Raw genomic sequence first — 26,511 nt, 5'->3', positions numbered from 1 at the left:
TCGTCCATGTTTGATTGGGTTTAACCCGCGCTGTTCAGAGACTGGATCATCTCCTGAGCGGCCCGCTCAGAGTCATAGTCAGAGGACTTCGCCCACTGATAGCCGTTGTGGCTGTAGATGGCAATGACCTCCTTGCCCTCCTCGGTGTTGCCGATATTGATGAAAGCCTGGCCCAGTGCCTGCTTGAAATCGTCATCCATGATGGGAGAGGTCTTGCTGACGCTGATGGTGTCGTTGTAGATGGCGGGAGTGACGCCCACCACAGCGGTGTCGTCCCAGATGCTGTTGGTCATGCCGTACTCGCCGGTCCACTCGTCCTCATAGTCCCGGCGGGCGTCGGCGTAGGTGCAGACGATGTCCACCTGGCCGGATGCCAGACGAGCGAAGGCGCTGCCATAGGAGTCAGACTGCACTGCGTGGGGCAGGTCGGTGATGTTCTTCCCAAAGTTCTCCTGGAGCCACAGGGAGGGGTAGATGTACCCGGCGGGGGAGGAAGAGTTTGCCACGCTCCAGTTGGCGCTGCTCACATCTTCCCAAGTAAGTTCCTCACCGGCGTTGACCTTGGCGGCCAGCTCCTTGCCCTTCTCAGAGGGGCCGGCGATCATCAGGGCCCGGTAGCTGGTGACCTGCTCAGTGGTGGGCTCGGTGGGGGCGTTATCGTTCCAATCCTTGGCGTTGTCGGAATCGATGGACAGGCCATCCCGGGTGGCGGTGAGCAGCACATCACAGCCGTCGTCGTAGAGCACGTAGGTGCCGCCGGGGATCAGGCCCACATCGGCAGTGCCGGCGGCCAGGGCCTCGCCAACCGCCTCGTAGCTGGTACCCACGGTGATGTCCACCTCGCCCACGTCGTAGCCCAGCTTAGCCAGCTCATCGGTGAGCATCTGCTTCAGGGGTTCGGTGGCGGTGATGATCTCCTCCGGCTCCCGAGAGGGGACAAAGGCGATGCGCAGGGTATCGATAGTCTTGTTCCCGCTCTCCTGGGTGCTGCTGGTGTCCGGCGTGCTGCCGGAGCCCTGGGTGTCCTCCGTGTTCTGACCGCCGCAGCCGGCCAACAGGCCAATGCACATCACGCCGGCCAGCAGGAGAGAAAGTGCTTTTTTCATACTTTAATCCTCCTCGATGTTTGCTGTATTTTGCCTTTGATTTAGAATGTATCTGTTACAGAGGAAATTCCTCTTATAACCATTGTAGGAGATCAGGCGGTGTCGCCGATCTTCAGGTGGGTAGGCACTGTGACGGTGACCGCCTGAGAGCGGCGCTGGCTGATTCGCCCGAACAGCAGCTCCAGGGCGTTTTCCCACACATAGTCCGGGAACATCTCCAGACAGGTGCCGGTGGGCCACTTGCTCTCCAAAGTCTGAATATCCTGATAAATAATGACCGCCACATCTTTCGGCACACGGATGCCCAGCTCCCGGAAAGCCTCCAGAGCGCCCTCAGCCACCTCGTCGCTGCCCAGCAGTATGGCCTCAGCCAGAGCATGTTCCTCCACGGCCTTCTTGGCCAGTGCATAGCCGCTCTCCCGGCTGATCTCCCCCACATGGAAGGTGCGGGGATCGTACTGGCCGCGCTCCTCCAGGATACGCTGGATGGCTGCCAGGCGGTGGGCACCGATGCGGCCATTGGGCCCGTCGTAGATGCCGCCGATATACCCCAGGCCGGTGTACCGCTTCTGATCCAGCAGATAGGACACCATCTGCTCCTGACCCCGGTCAAAGTCCACCTGCACTTGGTCGAACTCATAGTTGTGCTGATTGGAGTTCACGAAAACGATAGCAAAGGACAGAGAGCGGAGAAAGTCGATCTCTTTCTCGCTGAACACACCCAGGGCAATGATGCCGTCCACTTTCTGGGGCTCCCCAAAGGTCAGCCGCACAAAGGAGACCTCATACTGGTCCGTCATCATCTGCACCAGGCAGGACAGAGAGGACAGCCGCACATTGGGCCGATCCGGGCGTATGATTCGCCAGTCCGCCACCCCGATGACCAGATGAGTCTTGTGCTCCGCCGCCTTCCGCTGCCGTGGGGACACATAGCCCAGGGCGTGAGCCGCCTGAAAAATCCGGGCCCGCACCTCCGGCGTGACAGAGATATTGTCATCCTTATTTAGAACTCGGGAAACCGCGGCAGCCGAGACCTGGGCGGCCTGGGCTACATCTTTAATTGTTGCCATGAAGTTCCCCCTTTTATGTCGTTCTAAACCCATTATATTTCTGATGCTGTCGAAGTCAATAAATTTTACTAAAATTTTACTAAATAATAAATCGCCTATAACAGACAAGCGCCCTCAAATCCTGCTGGGGAATAAAACAAAGAAAAACCTCCACCATTTACAGAAAGCCCGCGCTTCGCTATACTGAAGGCAGAAAAAGAATGGAGGTACGGCAATGGCGGGCAGGCGGATCTGTGCTGGGTACTACCGGCGGTACGATGGCAAGGTGGTCTATGTGATTTCCACGGCCACCGATGCCGACACCGGAGAGGAGACCGTCATCTGGACTTCCTATCCTTTCGCGGATGTCCCCAGGTACTGCACCTCCAGCAAAAAATCCTTCTGCGCCTTCGTAAAAGTGGATGGAGAGCGGAAGGCCAAGTACAAGCGGCAGATAAACATGAAGATCTCAGCGGCTGCCATCGAAAGACTGGAAGATGAGGGCTTCCGGGGGCCGGTGCGCAAACGGCATCGGCGGCAGTTGGATGAAGAATACGACTCCCGAGAGTATCAGCAGTCTCTCACCTACCACGCATACGCCAAGGAACTCTGCGAGAACTACACCTTCGACTGGAACAAATACCACCTTTGCGTGAAAGAAAAAAGATATGCGGCCATCACACGAAGTGATTTCGCCAAGCTGAAAGAGGATCTGCAGTTTCTGGACAACGCTCTGAAAACCATCCTGTCAGAATACCGGGACTATTTCCGGGAGCGGTTTGTAGACGGCCTGTCCATCCGCAAGTACGCAGAGGCCCATCAGCTCAACCGGGGCAGCGTGGACTATCTGCAAAAGAAGTTTTTCTCTGCCCTGGCTCGTCTGCTGAAGGAGCGGGACGAAGCAGATGGAAAATGCCGTCTGCGGAAACCGGCGCAAAACTGAATCGACCCAACACTGAGCGGAGCGTCTGCTGACCAAGCAGGCGCTCCGCTTTTCTGTCAGAAATATGTCAAAAGGATATTATTTCCCCAATACATAGTGAGGGGGTTAAAAGAAGCACAGGTGTGTCAATTCTATGTCACTTCAGAAATGTCCTCGGGTAAAGTAGTAGAGGGGGTAATCAAAATGAAAGAGTCTGCCTACAAAAATTATGAGGAGCTGCCGCTGTTTCTCAACTCAAAAACAGTGGCGAAGGTATTGGGCGTCTCACCGTCCAGCGGATATGAACTGATGCACGAGCCGGGCTTCCCGGTACTGCGCATCGGCAACAGGATGGTGGTACCCAAGGAGCAGTTCATCCAGTGGGTGAAGGAACACACAGGAGGCGGCACATGAAGTACGGAAATTATCGGGACGGTTTCTTCCTGCCCAACGAGTTGTTCCAGCTGGGACTGGACTATGGCGAGCTGGCGGTGTACAGTTTCCTGAAACGGTGCGAAAATCGAAAGACGCATCAGTGCTGGCCCAGCATCAAAACCATCGGCGAAGCAGTGGGCATGAGTGAAAATATTGTCCGCAAGTACATCCGTCAACTGGAGGAGCGTGGTCTCATCACCACCGAACCCACCGAGGTCATTACCAAGTCCAGCGGCAGGCGCATCGGAAATCTGCTGTTTACTCTCCGGCCTATCGGAGAGGTGATTGACCAGCACTACGACCGCCAACTGGCGGAATTGGAGTTAGCCACAGAACGCCAGCGAGTGGCGAAACTCCTGCGGGCGCGGGAAAGCCCAACGTGACCGCCTGTGGGCCACTGTGTGCCCCGATTGCGGGAGGGGCAGAGTCCCTGCCCCTCTCGGCGGGTTTCAGTCCAGTGTGGGCCGGTTGTGGGAGGCGTTGCGGTACAAGGCTTCCGGCCCTTTTGGAGCGGAACCTACCGGTTGAAAGTATAGCAGGATAAACGCCGGGGTCGCCGGTGGCGCCTTCGGCCGGTCACAACTGCCCGCAGTGCGGGCAGTTACGGGAGTTTTGGGTGTATCAAAAGTGGGGTCAAAAACAGGCGGCGGGGATCACGTTTGTGGTCACAATCCCCGAACTCCTACTGCCATAACGAAAAAATAGGGGTCATGCCCCGGAAAGGAGCAGTTTATGGGCAAAAAAGAGAGATTTGCTTTCTATCTCACCCCAGAGAAGAAAGCCATCCTGGAGCGCCGGTATCAGGAGGACGGAAGCCGGAGCATGACCGCCTTCGTCGAGCGGGCGGTGGACTTTTACCTGGACTACCTCAGCGCCAACTACGCTGGTTTGTTCCTCCCCACCTCCATCAAGTCTTACCTGGACGGGCGGCTGGGACAACTGGAGGAGCGGCTGTCCTCCCTGGCCTTCCGGCAGGCGGTGGAGCAGGACATGGTGGCCGGTATCCTCGCCGACGCCTATCAATTCAGCGACGAGGATCTCCGCCGCCGGAGATCGGAGAGCGTGCAAAATGTGAAAAAGACCAACGGCCGTGTCTCGCTGGAGCAGCGGGTACGTGGGGCTTGGGAGGAGGGCGATGAGTGGCAAGACTGATGCCAGTCCAGCGGTGCCAATACTGCGGGAGCGACGATCTGGGCCTGGGCTGGCAGCACGGCGAGGCGCTTGTGACCTACAAGAAACACGGACTCCTGGGCAGCCGGCTTCGGTATCTGATCTGCCGCCGCTGTGGGGCCGTGGTGTATCAATGGGTAGCGGAGCCTCACAAATATCCGCCTATCAAGTGAGCCACCCAAAAATTGCATCGCAAATCAAAGATAAAAATCTCGGAGGTGACGGAAATGGCAAAGCGAAGACCATCCGGCGACGGCATGGTTCGTAAACGGGAGGACGGCCGGTGGGAGGGCCGCATCGTGGTGGGCCACAAGGAAAACGGTGATTCCATCTTCCGCTATGTCTACGCAGATACCCAAAAGGAATTGACCACCAAACTCCGGCAGAACATCGACGCCTATCAGGGAGTGGACCTGACGGAGGAGAGCAGAATGACGCTGTCAGAGTGGCTGGACCGGTGGCTGGAGCAAAAGCAACTAAGCGAGGGGTTGTTTTTTGCCACTCTCGGCTGGCTTATAGCTGTGCTAATCGGGTATCCATTGGGAATAACTCTTTTTACATAAAACTCTGCGAAGAAGGGAAAGACTATGGATTCGACATTCAACAGCATCGTTCTTAATACCCCCGCGGAGCCACAACCTAGATGATATAACTGTGACAGCATTCTAAGTCCGAGTTTTGTTTCCACATGCCAATACATTTACAAAGCATCTCCCAGCGGATAATGGGCAAAGTATCAACAAAAAATAACAAACAAAGTCCCACCCTCAGCAGAAGAGACAATGGACCTTGCACTGAAAATCGAATCATGAAAATCTTGCAAAAGATTTGCCGTTCATGCTCTCAGTTTTTAAGATGACACAAGCTCTCAGGAGTCCTATGTCCGGGCACACACGTTGAACTGGCGGGCGTTCCCACCTCGGCATGTCGAGAAAAGTTGGTTCCTGCCTCAAACATAGCGGCGCAGACTGCATACAGTCTGCGCCGCTGGTTTTTCTTTATCACGATTCACGCAGCCAGGCAGCATAGTCCTCCGGGGTCAGCTTTCCCGCTTCGCACTCCGCTTTTTTCTCCCTGGCACGTTCGCCCCATGCGTAGAGTTCCTCCGGTTTCAGCTTTCCTGCCTTCATGCGGGCAAAGCGCTTTTTGTACTCTCTGCGGTAGTCCCGGAACAAGGTATCTCCGCTCTTCCGTTTCGTCCACAAGGCAATGGCGCCCACTTCCCGGCAGGTGCGGCCTTTCTCATCAAAGGGCCGGCTGCAATATTCGGTGTTGGTGCGGCCCGTCAAGGCAAAGTATTTCCCGCAGTTTTTGCACACCCGCATCTTCACTTCCCGCTTGATGCACTCCCGCAGGTGGCAGTCGATGAGGTCATAGACTACCTCCGGCTCCAAAACCTCTGCAAACACTTCATCGTCAATGAGCTCAAAGCTGACCGGCTGCGCACAGAACCGAAAGGCACGGTCTCCTGCTGCCTTGTAGTAAGAAACCATTTTCTGTGGGACCGTTTCCTCGGACTCCTGATCCGTGTCTAATACATGTTGGATCAGCTCCAGGATCTGAGCCTGCATCTGCCGAAGTTTCTCCGGCAGATGATACAGATACGCCCGGGGCAGCACGCCCTCTGTATAGCTATTAAATAGCTTGGCATGGGTAAGACGGCAATTCATATCCAGCCGAAACTGCTGGAAATAGATGTGGCGCGAAGCCAAGTCATCCAGCAGCGCAAGCGCGTTCTGGTGATGCTGATCTTTTTTCGTCGCTGCCAGTTTCCAGAACTCATCATTCAGCTGTTGAATGATGGCCTCTATGGGATCCAGGTCCATATAGAGCAGCGACATCAAGCTTTCCGGGAACGGGACTGTCTCAGAAAACGCGACCGCTTCGCCAAGTGTCTGCTCGCTGTAAAGATAGTGCTCCTGCTCATGGGCGATATAGGTTTTGAATGTGTATCTCGTCAAAGCAATGCACCTCAAACTAGACTAATTTACAAACTGTTCATTAATTGGTCTTGACGCAAGGAACGTGGTTTGTTACACTCAAGTCAGGCGACCAATAAATTTATGTATCTAAAATTAAGTCTAGACTAGATGATTAGAAAAGTCAAGATTTTTATCTAGCCGCGATTGTACCTCGACAACAGCTAAAAGTGGCTATGGCGGAATGCCAGGGACTGGACGTCAGCAGAGAGGCAGACGAATACACCGTGGCTACCTGGCTGCGGACCTGGTATGAGCTCTATGCTAAGCCCAATGTACGAACTGCCACCGCCAACCGCTACCAACTCATTATCGAGACCTACACCATTCCCCGAATTGGCAGCATCAAATTAAAAAAACTCACCACCCGGCACCCGCAAAAGCTCTACAAAGAGTTATTAGAGAGTGGAAGAATACATCTAGGAAAGGAGCAAAGCGCCGGACTCAGTACCACCACCGTACGCTGTGCCCACCTGATGCTCCATGCCGCTTTGGAACGGGCTGTGAAAGAGCGGCTGATCCCCAGAAATCCAACGGAAGACTGCATCGCACCCAAACCTCGAAAAATTGAAATGCAGATTCTTCCCTCTGAAGATATACACGCTTACCTGGAAGCTGCCAAAGCAAGAGACCTGCTTCCCATGTTCTATCTGGAACTGGTCAGCGGACTGCGGAAAGGAGAGCTGGTGGCCTTGCGATGGGACGACCTGGATATCCAAAATAAAACCATCTCCGTCAGCAAGCAGTATGTCCGTAACCCGGACGGCTCCCTGGAGCTCACCCGTCCCAAGACAGAAAACTCTGTGCGGCTGGTATCCATACCGCAGGCAGCGGTGGATCTGCTGATCCAGGAACATGACAAGCACCCGAACAGCCCTTACATGTTCCCCTCTCCCATCACTGGAGAGATGTACCATCCGGACTCCGTGGTAAACCTCCATAAGAAAATTCTGAAAGACGCCGGACTCCCTCACATCAGGTTCCATGATCTGCGTCATACCTTCGCCACTACAGCTCTACAAAATGGCGTGGATGTGAAGACCGTGTCCAGCATGCTGGGCCATTACGATGCCGGATTCACCCTCCGCACCTATACCCACGCTACGAGGCAGAAGCAGGACGAGGCTGCCCAAACCATGGGCGCCTTTATGGAGCAAGTCATGTAAAAAAAGACACCAAAACGAGAAAGCGCACTGGGTAGGAAGCAAAACTTCCTATCCAGTGCGCTTCAAACCTTTCCGGACGTTTCGGCGTGTGGGTCGCGGTGTGGGTCGCGACTTTTTCGGCATGCCAAAAACTCATTTCTTGCAACAAAAAACACCCGAAATCCGAAGATTTCAGGTGTTTTCTGGAGCTGCTGGGCGGATTCGAACCGCCGACCTCATCCTTACCAAGGATGCGCTCTACCGACTGAGCTACAGCAGCATAAAAATGGCGACCCGGAACGGGCTCGAACCGTCGACCTCTAGCGTGACAGGCTAGCGTTCTAACCAACTGAACTACCGGGCCATTTATTAGGCTCGACCTAGGTAACTATATCACATACAACCCATGTTGTAAAGACTTTTATGGCAGGGGCAGAAGGATTCGAACCCTCGGCACGCGGTTTTGGAGACCGCTGCTCTACCAGCTGAGCTATACCCCTATTTCGCTTGCGGTATCCCGTCAGGCGAACGACCATAGTGGTGGGCCTTCAGGGATTCGAACCCGGGACCGGCCGGTTATGAGCCAGCTGCTCTAACCAACTGAGCTAAAGGCCCGTATCGATTCTCTTAAAGAGAAGTACTGCCGCCACCGCAGTGGCGGCAGTACGCTGGCTCCCCCTGTAGGACTCGAACCTACGACAGCGCGGTTAACAGCCGCGTGCTCTACCAACTGAGCTAAGGAGGAATATGTCAGGCTCTGAAAATCAGAGCCTGTGTTGGCGCTACCTATTTTCCCGGGCCGTCGCCAGCCAAGTATTGTCGGCAGGAACGAGCTTAACTACCGTGTTCGGAATGGGAACGGGTGGACCCTCGCCCTAATCAGCACCAACTTCTGTCTTCCGGTCTTGCCGGAGAACATCCTGTATTATATTGTCTTTTGCTCTCTTTGTCAAGAAGAGTTTGGTGACCCGTACCGGATTCGAACCGATGTTAACGGCGTGAGAGGCCGCTGTCTTAACCACTTGACCAACGGGCCATGGTGCACCTTCACGGACTCGAACCGGGGACCCACTGATTAAGAGTCAGTTGCTCTACCAACTGAGCTAAAGGTGCATACTCTTCTTTTCACGAGCGTGCGCTTTTCGCTGCACCCTCAAAACCGAACAATGTGACATCCATTCCTTCAGGCCGCCTGCTTTCTTCTTGTAGGTCAAGCCCTCGGGCTATTAGTACCGGTCAGCTGCATGCATTACTGCACTTCCACCTCCGGCCTATCAACCAGGTAGTCCTCCTGGGCCCTTACCCTCTTTCGAGGTGAGAGATCTCATCTTAGGGGGAGTTTCACGCTTAGATGCTTTCAGCGTTTATCTCGTCCGTACTTAGCTACCCAGCTATGCCCTTGGCAGAACAACTGGTGCACCAGAGGTACGTCCATCCCGGTCCTCTCGTACTAAGGACAGCTCCCTTCAAATCTCTTACGCCCGCAACAGATAGGGACCGAACTGTCTCACGACGTTCTGAACCCAGCTCGCGTGCCACTTTAATCGGCGAACAGCCGAACCCTTGGGACCGAATTCAGCCCCAGGATGTGACGAGCCGACATCGAGGTGCCAAACCTCCCCGTCGCTGTGGACGCTTGGGGGAGATCAGCCTGTTATCCCCAGGGTAGCTTTTATCCGTTGAGCGATGGCATTTCCACTCACATACCACCGGATCACTAACTCCAACTTTCGTTACTGCTCGACCCGTCGGTCTCGCAGTTAGGCTGGCTTCTGCGTTTACACTCACTGCACGATTTCCGTCCGTGCTGAGCCAACCTTTGAGCGCCTCCGTTACACTTTAGGAGGCGACCGCCCCAGTCAAACTGCCCGCCTAACAGTGTCCCCCGACCGGATTCACGGCCGCAGGTTAGAAAATCAGCAATCCAAGAGTGGTATCCCACCGGCGACTCCACCCAAGCTGACGCCCGGGCTTCCATGTCTCCCACCTATCCTGTACATGAATTACCGATTTCCAGTATTAAGCTGCAGTAAAGCTCCATGGGGTCTTTCCGTCTAGTTGCGGGTAACCGGCATCTTCACCGGTACTACAATTTCGCCGGGCGGGCTGTTGAGACAGTGCCCAAATCATTACGCCTTTCGTGCGGGTCAGAACTTACCTGACAAGGAATTTCGCTACCTTAGGACCGTTATAGTTACGGCCGCCGTTTACCGGGGCTTCAATTCAATGCTTCACCTTGCGGCTGACATCTCCTCTTAACCTTCCGGCACCGGGCAGGCGTCAGCCCATATACGTCATCTTTCGATTTAGCATAGACCTGTGTTTTTGGTAAACAGTTGCTTGGGCCTTTTCACTGCGGCCTCTTTCGAGGCTCCCCTTATTCCGAAGTTACGGGGTCAACTTGCCGAGTTCCTTAACAACCCTTCTCCCGTTGGCCTTAGGATTCTCTCCTCATCTACCTGTGTCGGTTTGCGGTACGGGCACCTTAGTATACCCCAGAGCTTTTCTCGCCTCCAAGCATCGCCGACTTCGCTACTATATTTCGCTCCCTTTCGCCCGGGTCAACCAACGCCCGGGTTCGGCTATCTCAAAGTGTCCCTCTGGCTTAAAGTTCGGTGGTTACGGAATTTCTACCGTATGTGCATCGACTACGCCGTTCGGCCTCGCCTTAGCTCCCGACTTACCTTGGGCGGACGAACCTTCCCCAAGAAACCTTAGATTTTCGGCCATTATGATTCCCACATAATTCTCGCTACTCATTCCGGCATTCTCACTTCTGTACAGTCCACCGCTGCTCCCGCTGCGACTTCGCCCCGTACAGAACGCTCCCCTACCACTGTCTTGCGACAATCCCAAGCTTCGGTTATACGCTTAGCCCCGTTACATTTTCCGCGCAGAGTCACTCGACCAGTGAGCTATTACGCACTCTTTTAATGAGTGGCTGCTTCTAAGCCAACATCCTGGTTGTTTTCGCAATTCCACATCGTTTTCCACTTAGCGTATATTGGGGACCTTAGCTGTGGGTCTGGGCTGTTTCCCTTTTGACAATGAAACTTATCTCACACTGTCTGACTGCTATGCATCAATTAGCCGGCATTCTTAGTTTGATAGGCGTCGGTAACTTTATCAGCCCCTAAACCATTCAGTGCTTTACCTCCGGTAATCTAACATAACGCTAGCCCTAAAGCTATTTCGGGGAGAACCAGCTATCTCCGAGTTCGATTGGAATTTCACCGCTACCCACAAGTCATCCGCCACCATTGCAACGGGGGTCGGTTCGGTCCTCCATGGGGTTTCACCCCCACTTCAACCTGCTCATGGGTAGGTCACCCGGTTTCGGGTCTATGGCAACGAACTTTACACGCCCTATTCAGACTTGCTCTCGCTTCGCCTCCGGTACTGAATACCTTAAGCTTGCTCGTTACTATAACTCGCCGGACCGTTCTACAAAAAGTACGCCATCACACTTTAACGTGCTTTGACTGCTTGTAAGCACAAGGTTTCAGGTTCTCTTTCACTCCCCTCCCGGGGTCCTTTTCACCTTTCCCTCACGGTACTGCTCCTCTATCGGTCATCAGGTAGTATTTAGGCTTGGATGGTGGTCCACCCGGTTTCCCACGGGGTTTCACGTGTCCCGCGGTACTCTGGATCCGATCGAGTGCACATCGCCTTTCGCCTACGGGGCTCTCACCCTCTGTGGCGGGCCTTCCCAGACCCTTCGGCTAAACTAGTGCACCGTATGATCGTCCGCAACCCCGGAGAATAAATCCTCCGGTTTGGCCTTCTCCGCGTTCGCTCGCCACTACTAGCGGAATCTCGGTTGATGTCTTTTCCTCGCCCTACTTAGATGTTTCAGTTCAGGCGGTTCCCCGCGTACGCCTATTTGATTCAACGCACGCTACACAGGTATTGCCTGTGTGGGTTGCCCCATTCGGAAATCTCCGGATCACAGGATATTTGCTCCTCCCCGAAGCTTATCGCAGCTTATCGCGTCCTTCGTCGGCTCCTGATGCCAAGGCATTCCCCTTGCGCTCTTTCTAGCTTGACCTTTCAGTCAGAGAAATCTTGGTTCTCTTAAGAATTATGCAGGCTTCACAAAGATTGAAATTGTAATCGTTACCCTCATCTTTTCAGATGTGTTCCACAATTAAAATTTGCTTGCCGCGTCTTTTGACGCAGCAACCTCTCTGTTGCCTTACTTCATACATGTCACATTGTTCAGTTTTCAAGGTGCAGCTTTCCAGCCTCGTTTGAAGCCAGATCTCAAAGTCCAATCCCTTGGGCTTTGAGATCCGACAGCAAATGCCGTCTTCTGGTGGGCCCGAGTGGGCTCGAACCACCGACCTTACGATTATCAGTCGTACGCTCTAGCCAGCTGAGCTACGGGCCCGTCTCTCTCAGATCTTCCGATCTGCCGAAAGCGCCTCTTTAAAGTTTTCTTTGCCTACTTTCTTTTTCAAAAGAAAGTATGGTGGAGATAGTCGGGATCGAACCGGCGACCTCCTGCTTGCAAGGCAGGCGCTCTCCCAGCTGAGCTATATCCCCTCGTATCCCCTAGGGCGTGTACCCTCTAAATTAAACAACGTAACTACTTCGTCCCCAGACGTCTGACCAGGATGTTACGACCAGATATCTCACTGATCGAGGTCTCCTTAGAAAGGAGGTGATCCAGCCGCACCTTCCGATACGGCTACCTTGTTACGACTTCACCCCAATTATCGAACCCACCTTCGGCCGCGCCCCCCTTGCGGTTAGGCTACGGACTTCGGGTGTTCCCGACTCTCATGGTGTGACGGGCGGTGTGTACAAGGCCCGGGAACGTATTCACCGCGGCATGCTGATCCGCGATTACTAGCGATTCCGACTTCACGCAGGCGGGTTGCAGCCTGCGATCCGAACTGGGACGGCTTTTAGGGGTTCGCTCTGCCTCGCGGCTTTGCCTCCCTCTGTTGACCGCCATTGTATTACGTGTGTAGCCCAGGACATAAGGGGCATGATGATTTGACGTCGTCCCCACCTTCCTCCGTTTTGTCAACGGCAGTCTCGCTAGAGTGCTCTTGCGTAGCAACTAACAATAGGGGTTGCGCTCGTTGCGGGACTTAACCCAACATCTCACGACACGAGCTGACGACAACCATGCACCACCTGTCTCTGCTTTCCCCGAAGGGCACCTGATGTATCTCTACTTCGTTAGCAGGATGTCAAGCCCTGGTAAGGTTCTTCGCGTTGCTTCGAATTAAACCACATAATCCACCGCTTGTGCGGGCCCCCGTCAATTCCTTTGAGTTTCAACCTTGCGATCGTACTCCCCAGGTGCAATACTTATTGTGTTAACTGCGGCACGCAGGGGGTCAGTCCCCGCACACCTAGTATTGATCGTTTACAGCGTGGACTACCAGGGTATCTAATCCTGTTTGCTCCCCACGCTTTCGCGCCTCACCGTCAGTTGTCGTCCAGTAACCCGCCTTCGCCACTGGTGTTCTTCCTAATATCTACGCATTTCACCGCTACACTAGGAATTCCGGTTACCTCTCCGATACTCAAGACCGACAGTTTCAAATGCAGTTTGGAGGTTGAGCCTCCAGATTTCACATCTGACTTATCAGCCCGGCTACACGCCCTTTACACCCAGTAAATCCGGACAACGCTTGCCACCTACGTATTACCGCGGCTGCTGGCACGTAGTTAGCCGTGGCTTATTCGTCAGGTACCCTCTTCTACTGTTCCCTGACAAAAGAAGTTTACAACCCGAAAGCCTTCTTCCTTCACGCGGCGTTGCTGGGTCAGACTTGCGTCCATTGCCCAATATTCCCCACTGCTGCCTCCCGTAGGAGTCTGGGCCGTATCTCAGTCCCAATGTGGCCGGTCAACCTCTCAGTCCGGCTACTGATCGTCGCCTAGGTGGGCCGTTACCCCGCCTACTAGCTAATCAGACGCGAGGCCATCTTCCAGCGATAAATCTTTGGCATGTCCGGGATGCCCCGATCATGCGTCATGCGGTATTAGCAGTCGTTTCCAACTGTTGTCCCCCTCTGGAAGGCAGGTTCCTCACGCGTTACTCACCAGTCCGCCACTAAGCATTCCCTTCACTTGGCCGAAACCTCGATCAGGGGTGCTCCGTTCGACTTGCATGTGTTAAGCACGCCGCCAGCGTTCGTCCTGAGCCAGGATCAAACTCTCTATAAAATGGTATCAACACGAGCCGTAGCTCGAGCTAATCTTTCATAGAGCTATTTTCCATAGCTTCATCTTTTGCCTCCGTGACCGGTAATTGACTCAACCCGGTCCTTCGGCTTCTTTGGTTCTTCTTCCGTGATCTCTCACAAAAGAAGCGTCCGTCTGGTGCTTTCTTTTCGTTACGTTGTTTAATTTACAAGGTGCACGCCGCTCCCGGCGGAACATTGCTATTATATCAGGTCTCTCTTCATTTGTCAACCACTTTTTTCTTCTTTTTTTCGAAGTTTTTGTGGCTCACATCCGGTCGTCCCGAACAGCTTGCTTAGAATACCACTCCTGCCACCACTTGTCAACACCTTTTTCGCAATTTCTTTGATTTTTTTATAACCGCCATTATACACGCTTATTACATAGGCCGTTTCTGCCATCGGGACAGAAAACACTCTGGGCAAAACAGGGGGCGCAGTGCTATAATGAACCAAAACCTTGAATTTTATGTATAAGGAGGGATCCTTCTGCTGATCCGCCGTATGACTGCCACCTTCGGCCAGCTCCAGGGCCGCACTCTGGAGCTGCAGGAGGGGCTGAATATCCTGCAATCCCCCAACGAGAGCGGCAAGTCCACCTGGTGCGCCTTCCTGGCCTCCATGCTGTACGGCATCAACAGCCGGGAGCGGGACCGGGCGGGCTTCATCGCCGACAAGAACCGTTATACCCCCTGGTCCGGCGCCGCCATGAGCGGGCGGCTGGACTGCGGCACGGACCTGGGGGAGCTGACCCTGACCCGGACCACCCGCCGCCAGACCAGCCCCATGGGGGAATTCTCTGCCGTTTATGCAGGCACCGGAGACGCCGTGCCGGACCTGACCGGCCGCACCTGTGGGGAGACCCTGCTGGGCGTCAGCCGGGAGGTGTTTGAGCGCAGCGCCTTTATCCGTCAGAGCGGCCTGGCCGTCACCCAGGACGCGGGACTGGAGCGGCGGATCGCCGCCCTGATCTCCGCCGGGGAGGAGGACACCTCCTATACGGAGGCGGCGGACGCCCTGAAAAAGCAGCTGAACCGCCGCCGCCACAACAAAACCGGACTGCTGCCCGCCCTGGAGGCAGAGCTGGCGGAGACGGAGCGGCAGCTGTCGGAGATCGGCGAGTTAGAGGGTCAGCTGTCCCAGGCCCGGGCCCAGGCGGAGGAGCTGGCCGCCCGGGAGGCCTCTCTCTCAGAGGAGCTGGCCGCCCACAACCGCTGGGAGGCCGCCCAGAGGCGGCAGGCCCTGTCCGGCGCCGAGACCGCTGCCCGGGAAGCAGCCGAGCGGGCCTCCGCCCTGCGGCGCCGGGCGGAGGAGGAGCGGCTGCCGGAAAACGACACCATCGCCCGGCTCCGGGGGGCCATCGTGAACCTCCAGACCGTGCGCAGGAGCGTGGAGAAGGCCCGGGCGGAGCGGGACGAGGCCATGAAGGCCCTGTTGAAGGCCGAGGCCAACCTGGGTGAGAGTCCCTTTGCCGGGCAGACGCCGGACAGCGCCCGGAAGGAGGCCCAGCAGGCGGCCCCGAGCGATAAGGTCCCCGGCGCCGTGGCAGTCCGGGAACTGGCCATCTTCTTTTTGTTTCTGGCGGCGGCAGGCGGCGTCTTTGCCCTGCTGTATGCCCGTACCTCCACACTGGACCTGCCGCTGATACGGATGGTGCCCTGGCTCCTGCCGGGAGCCGCGGCCGCCGTAGTCGCCGGGGCGGGCACCTATATTTCCCGCCTGTATCGAACGCATACGCTGGAAGCCATGCGGCACACCGCGCTGACCAAGCGGTTCGGCACCGCCGATCCGGACGCCATCGCAGACATGGCCGACACCTATTGTAAATTGTATGAAGCCCGGGAGGCGGCCCAGGAGGCGGTCAACGCCAAGACCGCCGCCGCGGACACTTTATATAGCTCCCTCAGCTCTAATGAGCAGGGTATTTTGCTGGAGGTCCGCCGCTTCGCCCCCGCCGCCTTCGACATTCCCACGGCGGACAGCCTGCTGCGCCAGTGCGCCGTGCGCCGGAGGGAGCTGGCGGAGGCAGAGACCGCCGCCCGGGACGCCCGGCTGCGGTGGGAGGTCCAGTCCCAGCAGCTGCCCCAGGCGGAGGAGGCAGAACTCCCCGCCCCGCCCGTGCGGAGCCGGGAGGCGGTGACGGCGGAGCTGGAGGGCACCCGGGAGGCTCTGGCCGCCGCCAAGTCCGCGGCGGACCGGCTCACCGGCCGTCTCCACGCCGTAGGCGACCCGGCGGTGCTGGTCTCCGTCCGGGAGGAACAGCTGGCACAAAAGGAGCAGCTGGAGGGCGAATACGCCGCCCTCCAGCTGGCCCTGGAGGCCCTGGACACCGCCAACACCACCCTGCAAAACCGCTTTTCCCCGGAGCTGGGCCGCAGGGCGGCGGAGATCTTCTCCGGCCTCACCGGCGGGCGGTACGGCGGCGTGGTGCTGGACCGGAGTTTCCGCCTGTCGGCGGAGCCCGCGGGTGAAGGCGTGTACCGGGAGGCGGAGTTGCTGTCCGCCGGAGCTCTGGACCAGCTGTATCTGGCGGTGCGGCTGGCCATCTGCGACCTGGTGCTGCCGCCGGAGAAAACCGTGCCCATCGTGCTGGACGACGCCCTGGCCAATTTCGACGACAGCCGCTGCGCCGCCGCCCTGCGCTATCTGAAGGAGGCGGCCCGGGGCCGCCAGATCCTGCTCTTCACCTGTCACAGCCGGGAGGCGGACTTTTTCACCGGAGACGATGAAGTTTCCGTCCAGCGGTTGACGGCGGGGGCAGATCGGGTATAAGATGGGAGATATCTCCGGGAAAACCGGAGCAAACGAGCAAAATGACCGCGCCAAAGCGCGGAAAAAGGAGATTTCGTATCATGAGCGAGTGCACCCACGATTGCTCCACCTGCGGCGAGAGCTGCGCGGAGCGGCAGGCGCCCCAGTCCCTGCTGAAGGAGCACAATCCCGCCGCCCGGGTGGGCAAGGTATTCGGGATCGTGTCCGGCAAGGGCGGCGTCGGCAAGTCCATGGTCACCAGCCAGCTGGCGGTCACCATGCGGCGGCGGGGCTATCAGGTCGGCATCCTGGACGCCGACGTCACCGGCCCCTCCATCCCCAAGGCCTTCGGCGTCCACGGCCAGGCCATGGGCAGCCAGGAGGGCCTGTATCCCATGACCTCCCGTACCGGCATCCAGATCATGTCCACCAACCTGCTGCTGCCCAATGAGACGGACCCGGTCATCTGGCGGGGTCCGGTCATCTCCGGCGTGGTCCAGCAGTTCTGGACCGACGTGCTGTGGAACTGCGACTATCTGTTCGTGGATATGCCGCCGGGAACCGGCGACGTGTCTCTCTCCGTGTTCCAGTCCATCCCTCTGGATGGGCTGATCATCGTGGCCTCTCCCCAGGAGCTGGTCAGCATGGTGGTGGAGAAGGCCGTGAAGATGGCGGAGATGATGGAGGTCCCCACCCTGGGTCTGGTGGAGAACATGAGCTACGTGGCCTGCCCGGACTGCGGAAAGAAGATCTATCTCTTCGGCCAGGGCAAGACCGCCGAGGCCGCCGCCCGGCATCATCTGCCGGTGCTGGCGGAAATGCCCATCGACCCCGCCCTGGCGGCTCTCACCGACGCCGGGGACATCGAGTCCTTCCAGGGCACCTGGCTGGACGGCGCCGCCGATCGCCTGGAAAAAGCATAACGCCCGCGACCCGCTCCGTGTTCCATACGGGGCGGGCCGTTTTGCCTTTCCACAAACAAGCGGCGCGAAAAACCTTCCTTTTTGTCGGAAAAACAGTTGCAAAAACTGTCGAAATCCGGGATAATAGGACCCATAGCGCAGCGTTCATAAAACCCGGGCTGAAGCCCAATACTTTAATAGATAGAAATTGAGGGGGAAATACGTATGCAGGAACTGAAAGACCGTATCGTCAAAGAGGGCAAGGTGCTGCCCGGCAACATCATCAAGGTGGACGGCTTTTTGAACCACCGCATCGACACGGAGCTGATGACCCACATCGCCGATGAGTTCGGCAAGCACTTCAACATGGACGAGGTCACCATGATCCTCACTGCCGAGGCCAGCGGCATTGCCCTGTCCGCCATTGTGGCCCAGCGCTTCCACAAGCCCATGCTCTTTGCCAAGAAGGCCAAGAGCGACAACATTGAGGGCGGTCTTTATCAGAGCGATATTTTCTCCTACACCTACAAGAAGAAGGTCACCCTGCTGGTGGCCAAGGACTGGCTCAGTGCCGACGACAAGGTGCTGATCATTGACGACTTCATGGCCAACGGCGAGGCCATGCGTGGTCTGTGTGACATCGTGGAAGCCGCCGGCGCCACCCTGGTGGGCATCGGCTGCGCCGTGGAAAAGGGCTTCCAGGGCGGCGGCGACCGCCTGCGGGAAGCCGGCGTGAACCTCAAGTCCCTGGCCATTATCGAGTCCGCCGAGCCCGGCCACATCGTCTTCCGGGACGAGATGTGACCCCTCACACCCGGCCCGGTGGGGCCGGGTGTCCCTGTTTTTCCGGTGGCCCGGAGCGAGGTCCCTTTCTGTCTTTTTGCGGATACCTCAAAGGAGGCGCACGTTATGAAGCCATACCGGAAGATCCTGCTGCCGTTGATCCTGCTGCTGATCCTGCTTCTGGCCCTGTTGGCCCTGCTGCCCCACTCCGGGGCAGACAGCGGGGAGGACGACTGCGGAACGCTCCTGGCCAAGCCCGTTCTCTACCTCTACCCGGAGGCGGAGACGGAGGTCACCGTCACGCTGGACTGCGGCGGCGGACCGACCTGCTCCTACCCCGCCTATGGGGACGGCTGGACCGTCACCGCCGCCCCGGACGGCACGTTGACCGACGAAGCCGGCCAGACTTACAGCTACCTCTACTGGGAGGGCCTCTCCCAGGCGGACTTCGATTTTTCCGAGGGCTTCTGCGTCCCCGGCGAGGACACCGCCGTCTTTTTGGAAACGGCCCTCAGCGCGCTGGGCCTGACCCGGCGGGAGGCCAACGAGTGCATTGTCTACTGGCTGCCCCTGATGGAGGCCAACGCCTACAACCTGATCGCCTTCCAGGGCGCAGCCTACACGAACCAGGCCCGGCTGACCGTCACACCGGAGCCCGACAGCGTGCTGCGGGTGTTCTTCGCCTGGCAGGCGCTGGACGCCCCGGTGGAGGTGCCCGCCCAGGAGCTGCGCCCCTTTGACCGCACCGGCTTCACGGTGGTGGAGTGGGGCGGCTGCCGGGTCTCATAAACCCTTAATCTACCTTTGAAGGAGGAATCCCCCTTGTCCCATCAGACTGTCATCGTCCTGGACTTCGGCGGCCAGTACAACCAGCTGATCGCCCGCCGGGTCCGGGAGTGCGGCGTCTACTGCGAGGTCAAGCCCTACACCACCTCTCTGGACGCCATCCGCGCCATGGCCCCCATCGGCATCATCTTCACCGGCGGCCCCAACAGCGTCTATGACCCCGCCTCTCCCCAGGCGGACCCGGGCCTGTTCACCCTGGGCGTGCCCATCCTTGGCATCTGCTACGGCTGCCAGCTGATCGCCCACAACCTGGGCGGCCGTGTCACCGCCGCCACCGCCGACTCCGCCCGGGAGTACGGCAAGACCGAGACCTATTTCGACACCGCCTGCAAGCTCTTCAAGGGTCTGCCCGCCCAGGGCGTCACCTGGATGAGCCACGGCGACTATATGGAAAGGGTGCCCGAGGGCTTCACCCTGGTGGCCCACTCCGACGCCTGCCCCAATGTGGCCATCTGCGACGAGGCCCGGGGCTTCTACGGTGTCCAGTACCATCCGGAGGTGAACCACACCGAACACGGCACCGATATGATCCGCAACTTCCTCTACGAGGTCTGCGGCGCCAAGGGCGACTGGACCATGGGCGACTATAAGGCCACCGCCATCCAGGCCGTCCGGGAGAAGGTGGGCGACGGCAAGGTCCTGCTGGCCCTCTCCGGCGGCGTGGACTCCTCCGTGGCCGCGGCCCTGGTGGCCGAGGCCGTGGGCAGCCAGCTGACCTGCGTGTTCGTGGATCATGGCCTCATGCGCCTCAACGAGGGCGACGAGGTGGAGCAGGCCTTCGCCAAGTGGGACATCAACTTCGTCCGGGTCAACGCCGAGAACCAGTTCCTCATCAAGCTGGCCGGCGAAAACGAGCCGGAGCGCAAGCGCAAGATCATCGGCGAGGAGTTCATCCGGGTCTTTGAGGCGGAGGCCAAGAAGATCGGCAAGGTGGACTATCTGGTCCAGGGCACCATCTATCCCGACGTGATCGAGTCCGGCGCTGGCAACGCCGCCGTCATCAAGAGCCACCACAACGTGGGAGGCCTTCCCGACTACGTGGACTTCAAGGAGATCATCGAGCCGCTGCGGATGCTGTTCAAGGACGAGGTCCGCCAGCTGGGCCGGGAGCTGGGGCTGCCCGAGTACCTGGTCATGCGCCAGCCCTTCCCGGGTCCGGGCCTGGCCATCCGCTGCCTGGGCGATATCACCAAGGAGAAGCTGGACATGCTGCGCCTGGCGGATTTCATCTTCCGGGACGAGATCGCCAAGGCGGGGCTGGAGGGCACCATGAACCAGTACTTCGCGGTGCTGACCAACATGCGCTCCGTGGGCGTTCAGGGCGACGGCCGCACTTACGACTACGCCCTGGCCCTGCGTTCTGTCACCACCAGCGACTTCATGACCGCCGACTGGACCCGCATCCCCTACGAGGTGCTGGACCGAGTCAGCGTCCGGGTGGTCAACGAGGTGCCCCACATCAACCGGGTCCTCTACGACATCACCAGCAAGCCCCCTGCCACCATCGAATTCGAGTAAACCGAAGCCCGCCGGCCCCCATGGGGACCGGCGGGCGTTTATTTTCCTGCATATCCAACTTCTCCCGTTGCCCGCTGTCGGCCGAGACGGCCCCGCCTCTTTCCCCGACATGCGCAAAAAAAGAGCGCCGGCTTCCGCCGGCGCTCTTTTGTTTTCTTAATGGAACGGAGCGTGCTCAGAACTCCAGGTTCTTGCCGTCCTTGTCGAACACATGGCAGGCGCTTCCGCGGAAGGTAAACGCCAGGTCCCGTCCCGGAGCAAAGGTCTCGGTATAGCTGCCGTTCAGATCCATGGTGGGGACGATGATCACTACGTCTCTGCCCTCGGCGGTAACGTGGAGGTGGATCTCATTGCCCATCATCTCAAACACGTCCATCTTGGCGGGAACGCTGTCTCCCTGCTGGTCCAGAACGATGTGATTGGGCCGCACGCCCAGGGTGATGCTCTGGCTGCCCACGCCCTTCTTGGCGAGATTAGCGCACTTGGCCTCGGACAGCTGCACCTGATAGCCGCCCACGGACACCAGGTACTTCTCACCGTCCTTCTTCAGCTCCGCGTCGAAGAAGTTCATCTGGGGCATGCCGATGAAGCCCGCCACGAAGAGGTTGGCCGGATGGTCAAATACCTCCTGGGGGGTGCCGATCTGCTGGATGAAGCCGTCCTTCATAATGACGATCCGGTCGCCCAGGGTCATGGCCTCGGTCTGGTCGTGGGTCACGTACAGGAAGGTGGTATCGATCTTCTGGCGCAGCTTGATGATTTCCGCCCGCATCTGGTTGCGCAGCTTGGCGTCCAGGTTGCTGAGCGGCTCATCCATCAGCAGGATCTTGGGCTCCCGGACGATGGCGCGGCCGATGGCCACGCGCTGGCGCTGGCCGCCGGACAGGGCCTTGGGCTTGCGCTCTAAGTACTGGGTGATGTCCAGGATCTCCGCCGCCTCTTTCACCCGGCGGTCGATCTCATCCTTGGGGACCTTGCGCAGTTTCAGGGGGAAGGCCATGTTCTCATACACGGTCATATGGGGATAGAGGGCGTAGTTCTGGAACACCATGGCGATATCCCGGTCCTTGGGGGCCACGTCGTTCATCAGCTTGCCGTCGATGTACAGCTCGCCGCTGCTGATCTCCTCCAGGCCGGCCACCATGCGCAGCGTGGTGGATTTGCCGCAGCCCGAGGGGCCCACCAGCACGATGAACTCCTTGTCGGCCACCTCCAGGTTGAACTCCTGAACGGCCACGACGCCGTCCGCGGTCACCTGCAGATTGACCTTTTTCTCCTCCTGCTGTTCGCCCTTCTTGGCCTTCTGGGCCTTTTTCTGGTCGTTGGAGGGGGGATAGACCTTCTTGATGTTGACGAGAGATACTCCTGCCATCTTTCTCCGGCTTTAGCCATGCGGCATCCGCGCGCATCGCCTCACACCCCGCCGCTGGGACGGCGGTGCTTTGCGACAGGTCTCCAACACTGCCGCACCGTAAGCCGCAACGGTTGTTTTTTCCTCCTTTTCAGGTCCCCGCGCAGCTGGAAGATGGAGAGCGTACGCGGGCCTATTGATTCATCGGCGTATACCGACAAGTTTAGTTTACGATGTTTTTCTCCCGGGGAAAAGCCCGCAATATGGCCAAATTTTTCCCCTGTTTCTTGGCGGATCTATTGAAAATCCCCGCGTCAGGCCTGCTCAATGGCCCGGGCAACAGCAGCCAGGGCACCGCTTTCGGTGCTGTCAAAAAGATGGGTGTAAATGTTGCTGGTGACCGCCAGGGAGCTGTGGCCCAGGGTCCGGGAGATGTCGAACATGGGAACCCCCTGGCTGTTGGCCACGGAGGCGAAGCTGTGGCGCAGGCCGTGGAGGCTGATGGGCGGCAGGCCCCGCCGCCGGACCAGCCGCCGCAGATCCCGGGTCAGCTGGTCGGGATCCGGGGCCCGGCCGTCCTCCCGCAGCACCACCCAGGCTCGCGGGTCCGCGCTGGGCCGCCGTTCCCGTGCCCGGGCCAGCACCTCCCGCAGATCCCGCAGACCGGCGATCCCCAGGCGCCGGACGGAGCTGCGGGTCTTGGGCTCCTTCAGCACCACCTCGCCGCCCACCTCCGTGCGCACCTCCCGGACAGACAGCAGTCCCGCCTCCAGATCCACGTCCTGCCACCGCAGGCCGCAGATCTCGCTGCGCCGCAGCCCCAGGTAAGCCGCCAGCTTTACCGGCAGCTCCAGCATGGTACCCTCCGCTGCGGAAAAGAGCATCTGCAGCTGCTCCGGCGAGTAAAAGCGGTAATGGCTCTCCTGCCGCTTGGGCGGCGTCACCCGGTCCAGAGGACTGCGGTCCAGCACCTCCAGCCGCACCGCCAGACCCAGAGCCGTGGTCAGCAGTACATAGTGCTTGATGACCGTGTTGGGCGACAGCCCCCGCTCCATCCGCTCGAACAGATAATTCTGAACCTGATAGGGCGTCAGCTCCCGCAGCGGCACCTCTCCCAGCGCCGGCAGCAGATGGCACCGGGCCATGTTCCGGTAGGCGTACAGCGTGCTTACCGCCCGGTCCCGGGCTGCCACCTCTTCCAGCCAGAAGGTCAGCCACTGACCAAGGGTGCAGTTTCGCCCCGGAAGGCACTGCCGCTCCTCCCTCTGTTTTTCCAGCGCCGCCTCGGCCTCCGCCAGCGTGCGGTAGGTACGGGTGCGGCGGCGCCCATCCCTCTGGAACACGGCGTAGTAGAGACGGCGCTCCGTATCATAGGACAGGTTCTTCTGAATGTTCTTTCTTGCCATAGCTGCCTCATTCTCTCTTTCTTTCAGTCTGCCTCCGCCAGCTCCCGGCCGGGCCAGAAACGCGGGGGATCTTTTGATTTTATCTCATCTCACTTGGGACGCCCATAGGTTTCCCCGGAAGCCGTTAGAAATTTTCCTTACATTTTTTTAAGAAAATATGGTAAACTGTAAAGGGAGAATACGGCCCCTGGCAGGGGCCTGGTACCAGGGCCGCCGTTCCGGAAGGAACGGCGGCCCGCCGGAGCAAGGAGGCTCATTGATGTATCAAACAGGGGAACTGGTCGTCTACGGCACCACCGGCGTGTGCCGGGTGGAGGGCGTTACCTTCCCGGAGATGCCCGGGGAGGACCGAAGCAGGCGGTATTATCTGCTCAAGCCGCTCCACCAGGACGGCATCATCTACACCCCGGCAGACAGCGGCAAGGTCCCCATGCGGCCGGTGATCTCTGCCCGGGAGGCGGAGGCGCTGATCGACCTGATCCCCACCATCCAGGCGGAGGCGGTGTACAGCCCCACCCTCCAGGCCCTGGCCCAGCACTACCAGTCCGTGCTGCGAACCAGTGACTGTGCAGATCTGCTGCGGCTGACCATGTCCATCTACTGCAAACAGCAGGCAGCCCAGGCAAAAAAGAAGCGGCTGGGCATGGTGGATGAACGGTATATGAAGCAGGCGGAGCGCCTGCTTTACGGGGAGCTGTCGGCGGCGCTGGGGATTCCTTTGGAGGCGGTGCAGCCCTATATTGCACGCCGGGTGGCCGGGGCGCCCGCCGGCTCCGCCCGGGAGCGGCTGGCCCAGTGACCTTTAAAACGTAAAACAGCGCCCGGCCTTTTGGCCGGGCGCTGTTTTGTCTGTTCCATGTGGGGGATCCGTTACGGCAGGTAGTTCAGCGGGTTCTTGGCCACGCCGTTGTAGCGGACCTCAAAGTGGCAATGGTTGCCGGTGGAGTTGCCGGTGGAGCCCATGCGGGCAATCTGCTGGCCCTTGTAGACGTGCTGTCCCACGGACACCAGCAGACTGGAGTTGTGGCCGTAATAGGTCACATAGCCGTTGCCGTGGTTGATCTGGACCAGATAGCCGTAGCCGCCCATCCACCCGGCGTAGGTGACCGTGCCGCCGTCGGCGGCGTAAATGGCCGTGCCGTAGCCGTTGGCGATGTCGATGCCCTTGTGGTTGGTGGAGCCGATGCCGCCGGGGGAGGCCCGTCCGCCGAAGGTGGAGGTGATCCGGCCGGAGGTGGGCCAGCGGAAGGTACCGGTGGGCAGCCAGGTGGGCCGCTCCTTGGTGCCCCGGAGTTGCTGCTCCGTCACAGGCTCTTTCAGCGTCACAGAGGAGAGCACCGTCCGGGCGGTTTCCTCGCCGTTGACATAGGTGACGTTGGCCACCACGTCGGCGGCGCCGTACTCGCCCTTGGAGGTCACTTGATAGTCGCCCTGATAGAGATTGGCGGTATCGGTATACTCGATGTCGTACATGACGTCCTCCACGTAGTGCTCCCGCTGAACCACAGTCATGGTCAGGTAGGGCACGGCGGCGGACAGGGTCAGCACTTCACCGATCTGGATCTTGTTGATATCATAGCCGGGGTTCATGGCCAGCAGTTCCTTGGAGGTCATGCCGTGGTCCTCGGCGATCTCGGACCAGGTGTCGCCCTTGACGACGGTATAGGTGACCTCCTCCTGCTTGGTGCTGTACAGAGTCTCGGCCAGGTAGCCCAGATTCACGATCTGGTCGGAGGGGACCAGCTCCTGCTTGATCTCCACATCCTCGGCAAAGGTGCAGGAGATGGTGTTCTCATCCGTCGCGGCGCCCCGGAGCTGACTGAGCAGTTCATCCAGCGCCCCCTCATAGGGCGTGGCGCCGACCAGCTCGCCGTTTACATACAGGCAGTACGCGGAGGTGACCACACCCAGTTCCTGAGACAGGTCCTCCTCCAGAGTGGTCTGGTCCACCATCTCCTGGCGGGAGACCAGACCGTCGGAAAACTGCAGCAGGGAATCGTCGATGGTATAGGTCTGACCCAGGGTCCGGGCGGTGACCTGCTCCAGATCGGAGCGGACCTCCTGCGCGGTGGCCTGGGAATCCACCACGGCCACCACCTCGCCGTCGTAGCTGACAGTGGTGCCAAAAGTGTAGAAGGAGAAGAACAGCACCACTGCGGCCACGCAGCAGGCACCGCCCAAAAACACGGCAGGATGGAACCGGTGCGGATCCAGCCAGCGGCCCATGCGGTTCATGCGCTCATGGACGCGCTTGCGGCGGGCCAGGGACCATTCGCCCAGCAGCCCCGCCGCCATGGGCACCAAACTCCAGAAAAACAGCAGCAGCGCCAGCAGCGGCCGGTCGGACTCCGGGAAACGCTTGGCTCTCTTCTCCCGCACAATGTGGCGCCAGCGGCGCCGGGCCAGGCGGTACTCCGTGGAGAGGATCTCCCACAAAATAATGAAGGGGCTCTCGGAGCCCTCCTCCGCCCGCAGGTAGTGCCAGAAGCCGTCCCGATGCTGCTCACCGGTCTCCGGCCCCTCCTGGGGCAGCGGCTCCTCCGCCCAGGCGGGAATGGCGGCCTGAACCACAGGCTTGGCCTGCTCCGGCTCCTGGCGGAGGCGGTGGGCCTCCCGCCGTGCCGGCTGCGTGGAAACCGCCGCCCGACGGGGGCGGCGTCCGCTCTTACCGGTCTCGTTTTTCTCGTCCAGGCAGATAGTGGTTTCTTTCATATTACGCATATCGTCTCCTGTGACAACGTCCAAGAAAAAAGTTACAATTTGTTACCGTTTCATGATACCTTCTTTTCCCTGGTTCGTCAAGCCCTGTCTTGGTAAAAAAGTGCCGAATTTTCGGTTCTTTTCCTGTTTTTTTGTACCATGCCCGCCAATGCGGCGCCAATTCCTTCCAAACGGCGGGGCGGAGTGAAAAGAATCTGCAAATTTTTGTGCCGGGAATTCTATTT

At 58.7% G+C, this 26,511-nt stretch carries 18 protein-coding genes, 9 tRNA genes, 3 rRNA genes and 2 pseudogenes; 13 read left to right on the top strand and 19 right to left on the bottom strand.

The genetic code is table 11. The annotated features are described in order from the left end of the window. Positions 1–20 precede the first annotated feature (20 nt). Together KFE19_11455 and KFE19_11450 are read right to left on the bottom strand one after the other, a co-directional pair. A complete protein-coding gene (locus KFE19_11455; GenBank protein ID QUO37005.1) occupies positions 21–1,106 on the bottom strand; it encodes a PhnD/SsuA/transferrin family substrate-binding protein in 1,086 nt (361 codons plus the stop codon). Between the two features lie 92 nt (positions 1,107–1,198). Further along, positions 1,199–2,176 (bottom strand): LacI family DNA-binding transcriptional regulator, encoded by a 978-nt coding sequence (locus KFE19_11450; GenBank protein ID QUO37004.1) that lies wholly within the window; start codon positions 2,174–2,176, stop codon positions 1,199–1,201. Between the two features lie 214 nt (positions 2,177–2,390). Between KFE19_11450 and KFE19_11445 the strand changes: the two genes are divergently transcribed. From KFE19_11445 to KFE19_11420, 6 genes and pseudogenes are all read left to right on the top strand, one after another. Beyond that, positions 2,391–3,098 (top strand): hypothetical protein, encoded by a 708-nt coding sequence (locus KFE19_11445; protein ID QUO37003.1) that lies wholly within the window; start codon positions 2,391–2,393, stop codon positions 3,096–3,098. Between the two features lie 183 nt (positions 3,099–3,281). Beyond that, a complete protein-coding gene (locus KFE19_11440) occupies positions 3,282–3,491 on the top strand; it encodes a helix-turn-helix domain-containing protein (GenBank protein ID QUO37002.1) in 210 nt (69 codons plus the stop codon). Further along, positions 3,488–3,895 (top strand): helix-turn-helix domain-containing protein, encoded by a 408-nt coding sequence (locus tag KFE19_11435; GenBank protein ID QUO37001.1) that lies wholly within the window; start codon positions 3,488–3,490, stop codon positions 3,893–3,895. Before KFE19_11440 ends, KFE19_11435 begins: the two co-directional genes overlap by 4 nt. Before the next feature lie 349 nt (positions 3,896–4,244). Continuing rightward, the gene (locus KFE19_11430; protein ID QUO37000.1) at positions 4,245–4,664 is read left to right on the top strand and encodes a hypothetical protein; all 420 of its coding nucleotides are present in this window, start codon (positions 4,245–4,247) and stop codon (positions 4,662–4,664) included. Beyond that, complete coding sequence (locus KFE19_11425) at positions 4,652–4,855, top strand: hypothetical protein (protein QUO36999.1); 204 nt, start codon at positions 4,652–4,654, stop codon at positions 4,853–4,855. Before KFE19_11430 ends, KFE19_11425 begins: the two co-directional genes overlap by 13 nt. Before the next feature lie 54 nt (positions 4,856–4,909). Beyond that, positions 4,910–5,149, top strand: a pseudogene (locus tag KFE19_11420) (site-specific integrase). Between the two features lie 534 nt (positions 5,150–5,683). Here KFE19_11420 and KFE19_11415 read toward each other — a convergent pair. Next, positions 5,684–6,175 carry a hypothetical protein gene (locus KFE19_11415; GenBank protein QUO39611.1) on the bottom strand — a complete coding sequence of 164 codons (492 nt, stop codon included), beginning with the start codon at positions 6,173–6,175 and terminating at the stop codon, positions 5,684–5,686. 641 nt (positions 6,176–6,816) lie between these two features. Between KFE19_11415 and KFE19_11410 the strand changes: the two are divergent. Then, a pseudogene (locus KFE19_11410) lies at positions 6,817–7,827 on the top strand (site-specific integrase). Between the two features lie 183 nt (positions 7,828–8,010). Here KFE19_11410 and KFE19_11405 read toward each other — a convergent pair. The 13 genes from KFE19_11405 to KFE19_11345 all read right to left on the bottom strand — a co-directional run bounded on the left by KFE19_11405 (position 8,011) and on the right by KFE19_11345 (position 14,465). After that, positions 8,011–8,086 (bottom strand) — tRNA-Thr (locus KFE19_11405). Between the two features lie 7 nt (positions 8,087–8,093). Beyond that, positions 8,094–8,170, bottom strand: a tRNA-Asp gene (locus tag KFE19_11400). A gap of 60 nt (positions 8,171–8,230) precedes the next feature. After that, positions 8,231–8,306 (bottom strand) — tRNA-Trp (locus KFE19_11395). Between the two features lie 38 nt (positions 8,307–8,344). Next, a tRNA-Ile gene (locus tag KFE19_11390) sits at positions 8,345–8,421 on the bottom strand. 54 nt (positions 8,422–8,475) lie between these two features. Then, positions 8,476–8,551, bottom strand: a tRNA-Asn gene (locus KFE19_11385). A 29-nt stretch (positions 8,552–8,580) separates the two neighbouring features. Continuing rightward, positions 8,581–8,696: ribosomal RNA gene (rrf, locus tag KFE19_11380) — 5S ribosomal RNA — on the bottom strand. 71 nt (positions 8,697–8,767) lie between these two features. After that, positions 8,768–8,842, bottom strand: a tRNA-Glu gene (locus KFE19_11375). A gap of 1 nt (position 8,843) precedes the next feature. After that, positions 8,844–8,919: transfer RNA gene (locus KFE19_11370), tRNA-Lys, on the bottom strand. Between the two features lie 93 nt (positions 8,920–9,012). After that, a 23S ribosomal RNA gene (locus KFE19_11365) occupies positions 9,013–11,854 on the bottom strand. A gap of 265 nt (positions 11,855–12,119) precedes the next feature. After that, positions 12,120–12,196 (bottom strand) — tRNA-Ile (locus KFE19_11360). A gap of 79 nt (positions 12,197–12,275) precedes the next feature. Beyond that, a tRNA-Ala gene (locus KFE19_11355) sits at positions 12,276–12,351 on the bottom strand. 111 nt (positions 12,352–12,462) lie between these two features. Further along, positions 12,463–13,992 (bottom strand): 16S ribosomal RNA (locus KFE19_11350). The 16S, 23S and 5S rRNA genes sit together here with 9 tRNA genes alongside, the layout of an rRNA operon. A gap of 245 nt (positions 13,993–14,237) precedes the next feature. Beyond that, positions 14,238–14,465: a hypothetical protein gene (locus KFE19_11345; protein ID QUO36998.1), complete on the bottom strand. Its 228-nt coding sequence runs from the start codon at positions 14,463–14,465 to the stop codon at positions 14,238–14,240. Positions 14,466–14,498: 33 nt separating this feature from the next. Between KFE19_11345 and KFE19_11340 the strand changes: the two genes are divergently transcribed. The 5 genes from KFE19_11340 (at position 14,499) to guaA (ending at position 20,809) form a co-directional block, all read left to right on the top strand. Continuing rightward, on the top strand, positions 14,499–16,781 hold the full coding sequence (locus KFE19_11340; protein ID QUO39610.1) for an AAA family ATPase: 2,283 nt from the start codon (positions 14,499–14,501) through the stop codon (positions 16,779–16,781). Between the two features lie 80 nt (positions 16,782–16,861). After that, positions 16,862–17,683 (top strand): Mrp/NBP35 family ATP-binding protein, encoded by an 822-nt coding sequence (locus tag KFE19_11335; protein ID QUO36997.1) that lies wholly within the window; start codon positions 16,862–16,864, stop codon positions 17,681–17,683. Between the two features lie 204 nt (positions 17,684–17,887). Next, a complete protein-coding gene (locus tag KFE19_11330; protein QUO36996.1) occupies positions 17,888–18,466 on the top strand; it encodes a xanthine phosphoribosyltransferase in 579 nt (192 codons plus the stop codon). A gap of 552 nt (positions 18,467–19,018) precedes the next feature. Then, positions 19,019–19,234, top strand: a complete 216-nt coding sequence (locus KFE19_11325) for a hypothetical protein (protein ID QUO39609.1) — start codon at positions 19,019–19,021, stop codon at positions 19,232–19,234. Positions 19,235–19,267: 33 nt separating this feature from the next. After that, on the top strand, positions 19,268–20,809 hold the full coding sequence (gene guaA, locus KFE19_11320) for a glutamine-hydrolyzing GMP synthase (protein ID QUO36995.1): 1,542 nt from the start codon (positions 19,268–19,270) through the stop codon (positions 20,807–20,809). A gap of 175 nt (positions 20,810–20,984) precedes the next feature. On the opposite strand, the gene ugpC is transcribed toward guaA, so the two are convergent. Together ugpC and KFE19_11310 are read right to left on the bottom strand one after the other, a co-directional pair. Continuing rightward, a complete protein-coding gene (ugpC, locus tag KFE19_11315) occupies positions 20,985–22,181 on the bottom strand; it encodes a sn-glycerol-3-phosphate ABC transporter ATP-binding protein UgpC (protein ID QUO36994.1) in 1,197 nt (398 codons plus the stop codon). 293 nt (positions 22,182–22,474) lie between these two features. Further along, positions 22,475–23,566 carry a tyrosine-type recombinase/integrase gene (locus tag KFE19_11310; protein ID QUO36993.1) on the bottom strand — a complete coding sequence of 364 codons (1,092 nt, stop codon included), beginning with the start codon at positions 23,564–23,566 and terminating at the stop codon, positions 22,475–22,477. Positions 23,567–23,825: 259 nt separating this feature from the next. On the opposite strand from KFE19_11310, the gene KFE19_11305 reads away from it, so the two are divergent. Further along, the gene (locus KFE19_11305) at positions 23,826–24,365 is read left to right on the top strand and encodes a CarD family transcriptional regulator (protein QUO36992.1); all 540 of its coding nucleotides are present in this window, start codon (positions 23,826–23,828) and stop codon (positions 24,363–24,365) included. Between the two features lie 71 nt (positions 24,366–24,436). On the opposite strand, the gene KFE19_11300 is transcribed toward KFE19_11305, so the two are convergent. Further along, positions 24,437–26,137: a peptidoglycan DD-metalloendopeptidase family protein gene (locus KFE19_11300; protein ID QUO39608.1), complete on the bottom strand. Its 1,701-nt coding sequence runs from the start codon at positions 26,135–26,137 to the stop codon at positions 24,437–24,439. Positions 26,138–26,511 lie beyond the last annotated feature (374 nt).

The sequence above is a fragment of the Dysosmobacter sp. Marseille-Q4140 genome (genome assembly GCA_018228705.1).
Lineage (GTDB): Bacteria > Bacillota > Clostridia > Oscillospirales > Oscillospiraceae > Oscillibacter.
This window is presented reverse-complemented; position numbering and strand designations above follow the sequence as displayed.